Genomic DNA, 5,345 nt, shown 5'->3' on the forward strand with positions numbered 1-5,345 from the left:
CATCGTGCGCAAGATGAGCCATCCGTCGAGTAACTGGTTGGGAAAAAAGGAAGCTTCCGGGCCCCCGCCGAGGATAAAATCACGGGTTATCGAACCCACAACCGGCAGACTATGGCAGTCCCCGGCAAAACCGAGCCATGCCGTTGTGGCAAGCGCCAGCGGGAGCACCTGTCGATCAGTTTGACGGTGCAAAAGCTCCGCGATGCTGGTGACCCCACTCAAACTGGAGTCAATGATGAAGCGAAACAGCAACGACTTGTTGGTTCAAAAAGCAGTCTTTCCGGTCGCCGGTCTGGGGACACGTTTCCTGCCGGCGACCAAGGCCAGCCCCAAGGAAATGCTCGCCGTGGTGGACAAGCCGCTGATCCAATATGCGGTCGAGGAAGCCTACGCCGCCGGGATCCGGGAGATGATTTTCGTGACCGGGCGAAACAAGCGCGCCATCGAGGACCACTTCGACACCGCCTACGAGCTGGAGGCCGAATTGGCTGCCAGCGGCAAGGACGAGCTGATGGCGCTGGTGCACTCGATCAAGCCCGACGACATGGATTGCGTGTATGTGCGCCAGCCGAGGGCCCTGGGCCTTGGCCACGCCGTGCTGTGTGCCGAGCGCCTGGTACGCGGCGAGCCCTTCGCCGTCCTCCTCGCCGACGACTTGATGATCGGCGAACCCCCAATCATGCAGCAGATGACCGAATTATTTGCCGAGCACCAGTGCAGCATCCTCGCCGTACAGGAAGTTCCGAAGGAGCAGACGCACCGCTACGGCATCGTCAGGGGCAAGTCACTGGCGCCCGACCTGGTGGACATCGATGGCTTGGTCGAGAAACCACAGCCGAACGTCGCCCCATCCAATCTGGCGGTAGCTGGTCGCTACGTGCTCACCCCGGCTATTTTTGACCTGATCCGGGTCCAGCCGCGCGGTGCCGGTGGAGAAATCCAGCTTACCGACGGCATTGCCGCGCTGCTGGCCGCCGAGCAGGTGCTGGCCTATCGCTACCACGGCACACGCTACGACTGCGGCAGCAAACTGGGCCTGATGCAGGCCAGCGTCGTGCTCGCCGAGTGCCACCAGGAACTCGGTGGTGACTTCTCCGCCTGGCTGAAGGAACGGCAACAAACGGCAGCGCGGGCGACCGCTGCATGAACTTGGCGGTGTTCCGACATTTCTCGCCGTTCGCCGCCACCGGTGCGACGCGCGGCGGCGTCGATGCTGTGTCGGGGATCGTTGGCGATCGCGATTAAGCCACCCCCCGCCACGGTGGCAGCATGTTGTCAATGTGACGAGGGGTGTCGCGAAAGCGTGGATCGCGCCGATCAGCAGCCAGTCACGCACTGACCCTGGCCATCGAAGGCCATCGTCACCCCACTGAGCGGCAGATGCGTCGGCACCTTGCTGGCCTTCTTGAACGCCGCCGCCTTTGACTCCGGCAGCAATTTACCGCCTTTGGTCGACGGCTCGTTGGCGTGCGAGACGACCACCGACTTCGGCTTGACGAGTTCGTTGATCACGTAGGCGGCGTCCATCGGGCCGGTGGTAAACACATTGCCGATGTTGATCACCGCGAGGTTCGCCTGGTAGTAGCCCCGCACCACCAGATCCTGCTCGGCCGTGATGCCGGTATCGCCCGAAAGATAGGCGACGAGGCCGTTGCTGAAGCGCAGGACGTAACCGGCTGGCGGCCCGACGTAGGCGGTCAGCCCGTTCTTCGCCAGGGCATCACCATGCGCCGGGTCGAGAAACGCCGGGTGCAGGCCATTGCTGTGCGCGGCCGGCACCGTGGTGACCTGTACGCCGCCGACTTTGGCATTGGCGCCGACGCGCACCAGCTGCACCTGCTGCGCGTCGCCGCCAGCCTCCTTGACCTTGTTGGCGAAAAAGCTGCCCATCTCCGAGCCGACCAGCAATTTCGCCTTCTTCGCCACCACGATGTTGACCGTGTTCGAATTCGGCGTGACCTTGACCGAGAAGTCCGGCTTGCCACAGTCGCCCGCATTCGCCGATGGCTGGATCAGGTCACCCAGATGGTCTCCATGAACATGACTCAGGAGCACGCCATCGATCTTGCCGAGGCGTGGATCGTCGGGGCCACGCACGGTGCGGCCCGCGTCATACAGGATGCGGGTGCCGTCCGGGTCTTCGAAAACGATCGCGCGATCAAGGCTGCAGAACTCTCCATCGTGACTGCCCAGCGGCGTCAGCTTGACGTTGCCGTCCGCCGCCTGGGCTGCATTGAGGTTGCTGGCCAGCGCCAGCGCAGCGAACACAAGAGTCATCTTCGTCATTCTGTCTCTCCTTCTCCGGGTGGGTAACGCGGCCACGCCGTGCCTGCCATCGCCAATGGCGCCAGCCAGCTTGATGGGCGTGCGTCCCCGGCAGGGTCTCAGAAACCTGCGCTGTAGTGCACGCTGGACGTTTGTCCGGTGCGCGATACGGCTCGGCTAGACGGGACTCTCGGGAAGCCTCGCGTCGGGACGTGATAGTCGAAGAGGAACTCAAACTTCCGTACTTTACCCAATGACATCCGGCATCGGGAAGGAAGCGAACGCGATCATTCAGGCTCTGGCAATCACGGGCAGGTCCCGGCCAGAACGCTACCCTGCCGCGACCACGTCTCTGAGGATCCGGAAAGCGTGGTCTGGCACCGGTTGGTGACGCCAGGTGAAGTGATAGAGGGCGCGCGGAACTTCAAGTCTGAGTGGTTTGGCCAATAGGAGCGTGACAGGAGGTGGTGTAATGCTAAAACTGACCCCATTGCCAAGCCCTTGCAGCACTGGGTTCGCCCTGCGGTTACCCTCAACGCACAGCCGGCAAACTGAGCACAAGACGAATCAACTCCTTCTGATCGTTGGTCCGCGTCTTGCGCAGTGCATGCTGCAATTGCGTCCTGGCCGTGCAGCGTTGAATACCCTGCCCTTCCGCAAACGCGTCGAGACAGTCGCCGTGCGCCAATGAACGCGCCAAACGCGCTTCCGCTGGCGAGAGGCCGAAGAACTCCATCAATTGTCGTGCCGTCGCCAGCCTGTGCCCACCCCGCTTGGCGACGAGGCATAGCACCACTGCCGACGGCACGGCGAGTGCGGGCGCTTGCGCACCAGCCATGATCGGCACGATGGTCAGGTACGCGCTACCGTGGCCCGAGCAGGAAGTGGTCTCGGAGCAGCTCATCACCCTGCGGCTGACCGCAGCCTGCAACGCCAAGCCCAGAGCGGCGTCCTGCCTTGGGTCAACAGCATGCAGATGACCCGCCAACTCCTGTAGGCAATCCCGTGCCGCCAGGAAGGCGACGCCCTGTCGGTTTGCCTGCACAATTTTTCTGGACGCCGCCAGCCCGAAAACACCCAGGTTGGAATAATCGAGCATCGACTGGCCAAGCTGCTGCTGCGCTTCCCTGCTTTGCAACTCGAACATGAAGCGGCAGGCTAGCCTCAAGTGCGGCGCCAACCACCTCAGGTACGACAATTCGGCGGCCGAAAATGGCCCATGGTCTGACGCACGAACCACGTCCAGCTGAGCTCGCACGCCATGCGCACTGAACAAGGGCACCGTCGCCGAGTAGCGACCGCAGTGGGGAACAAGATAGTCCCGGAAGAACTCGCTGCCGCGAACAAAATCGTCATCGAGATAATGATGGCAAGCGGTGACCGGTCCCGGAAGCCCATTCCTGAACTCCGTACGACGCGGATCCATGCCCCCGAAATAACCCTGATAGCTGGCCAGCGCCTCTTCCTTGCCACAACTGATGATTCCCAGACGGTCAACGCCCAACTCGTCGTCCCAGGCCTGCAGATGATATACGTCGCCATTCACCCCCTCGCAGACGGCCTCCAGCACATCGGGCCAACGATCCGGTTCCAGCGAAGCCGCATAGATTGTCTCCAGCAAGCGGTCGTACTGCGCGAGTTTGCCCATTTTCTCTCCCCCCTGGGAACAGGCGTGACGCCGGACGGCGGTGAACGACACGGAGGGCAACGTGCTCAACACATCATCCGTTTGGTGGATTCCCATCGTGAGCCGGTGTTTATAACATGCGTCCACTTGTCAAAGCAGGTGAAACCGACCAAATAAACAAAATCAATTTCATATCGCCTAGTTTTTTCTGACCAAATCCCGTTTAGGCTTCCTTGACGCTCACGGGATACAGACACTATAACTTCAATTCTTCTTTCTGCGAGCACTTGGCCAGCACTGTGCAGGCGGGCAAGAGTAAAAACCTGGCCCCACTTGCAAAGTGTCCACTTTGCGGTGTTAAAGAAAACAGGTACATGCTAGACGTATTTTTCACGAAATACATGAATGATATTCACACAGATAAAATCTTTGACTAAATATTATTAGCGTCAAAATTATTCCAACCGAGCGCTCCCCACGCACAATATGCTCGCGAATATTAATCATGACGTAAATCTCGCTGACGTTACGTCACTTCTGGAGAGAGTGTTTAAAAAAAGACCGACAAAGAGCTACAGGCCTTTGCGCTACCAGTTGATACCAACGTGGACGAGAAATCGATTCTAAATGAAGCACAAGTTTTATAAAAATTACTAATCAACAACGTCAAAGCAAGCGTATAAACGTTGTCACTTTTGTCGATGAACAAAAATGATGATTTCACCTCGATTGCATGCATGGGGCAATTTGCCAAAGGTCTCGGCCAGTTGAAAGAAAACCCCTGCCACGTGGCGTGTGATGCGTCGGCTGTCAATTGATCAGCAGCTCCCTAACACATTGGAGGATAAATAATGAGCGCCACCGAGAGAGAAAATAGAAAGGTTCCCGCCGGCCACGGCGCAGGGCTTCGGGGCGATTCGACTGTTGCTCGTTCGTCCCTGCACACAGGCAGCTTTGGACGTCTGTTCCGTTCGCTTCCCGCTGCGGACTGGCCGCAAGAAGCGCTAGAGCGCCTAGCGGCGGCAATGACTGCCAATCCCGAAACAATAAATGACCTGCCGGCTGCCGCGATAGAAAAGGGGAATGATCCGATTCACGACGAAGAGGAAAATACCGGTATCCCTGCTGGCTATACCTATTTTGGTCAGTTTATCGACCACGACATTACCTTCGATCCAATGTCGAGCCTGATGAAGCATAATGATGTCAACGCTTTGGTAGACTTCCGCACCCCGGCGCTGGATCTTGATTGCCTGTACGGCCGCGGGCCAGATGATCAGCCGTATATGTACGATGCCGATGGAAAAAAATTCCGCCTCGGGAAGCCGTTAATGGAAGGCACGCGGCGGTCGGCCGCTCGCGACGTGCCCCGGTTCGACGACCCATTTATGGCTGGCGCCAAGCGAGCGCTGATCGGCGACAAGCGGAACGACGAAAATGTCATCGTTTCACA

At 59.1% G+C, this 5,345-nt stretch carries 4 protein-coding genes and 1 pseudogene; 2 read left to right on the forward strand and 3 right to left on the reverse strand.

Going from position 1 to position 5,345, the window contains the following annotated elements; translation table 11 throughout:
- Nucleotides 1-252 (reverse strand): hypothetical protein (locus RUW20_RS00210; protein WP_313950169.1); only part of this gene is annotated, 252 nt, incomplete at its 3' end.
- Here RUW20_RS00210 and galU point away from each other — a divergent pair.
- Nucleotides 236-1,147 carry a UTP--glucose-1-phosphate uridylyltransferase GalU gene (gene galU / locus RUW20_RS00215; protein ID WP_313950170.1) on the forward strand — a complete coding sequence of 304 codons (912 nt, stop codon included), beginning with the start codon at nucleotides 236-238 and terminating at the stop codon, nucleotides 1,145-1,147. The two genes, RUW20_RS00210 and galU, sit on opposite strands and share 17 nt — an antisense overlap.
- Before the next feature lie 170 nt (nucleotides 1,148-1,317).
- Here the strand turns inward: galU and RUW20_RS00220 are convergent, their stop codons facing one another.
- The gene (locus tag RUW20_RS00220; protein ID WP_313950172.1) at nucleotides 1,318-2,286 is read right to left on the reverse strand and encodes an MBL fold metallo-hydrolase; all 969 of its coding nucleotides are present in this window, start codon (nucleotides 2,284-2,286) and stop codon (nucleotides 1,318-1,320) included.
- A 511-nt stretch (nucleotides 2,287-2,797) separates the two neighbouring features.
- Nucleotides 2,798-3,913, reverse strand: a complete 1,116-nt coding sequence (locus RUW20_RS00225) for a hypothetical protein (RefSeq protein WP_313950173.1) — start codon at nucleotides 3,911-3,913, stop codon at nucleotides 2,798-2,800.
- Nucleotides 3,914-4,743: 830 nt separating this feature from the next.
- Here RUW20_RS00225 and RUW20_RS00230 point away from each other — a divergent pair.
- Nucleotides 4,744-5,345 (forward strand): annotated as a pseudogene (locus RUW20_RS00230) (heme peroxidase); the annotation flags it as partial.

Origin of the sequence: Accumulibacter sp., assembly GCF_032229525.1 — a bacterium.
In the GTDB taxonomy this organism is placed as follows: Bacteria; Pseudomonadota; Gammaproteobacteria; order Burkholderiales; family Rhodocyclaceae; genus Accumulibacter.

What these genes read in the sequence shown, in the direction of transcription:
- RUW20_RS00220 (WP_313950172.1), bottom strand. Translation starts at nt 2,286, where the DNA reads ATGACGAAGATGACTCTTGTGTTCGCTGCGCTGGCGCTGGCCAGCAAC.
- RUW20_RS00225 (WP_313950173.1), bottom strand. Translation starts at nt 3,913, where the DNA reads ATGGGCAAACTCGCGCAGTACGACCGCTTGCTGGAGACAATCTATGCG.
- galU (WP_313950170.1), top strand. Translation starts at nt 236, where the DNA reads ATGAAGCGAAACAGCAACGACTTGTTGGTTCAAAAAGCAGTCTTTCCG.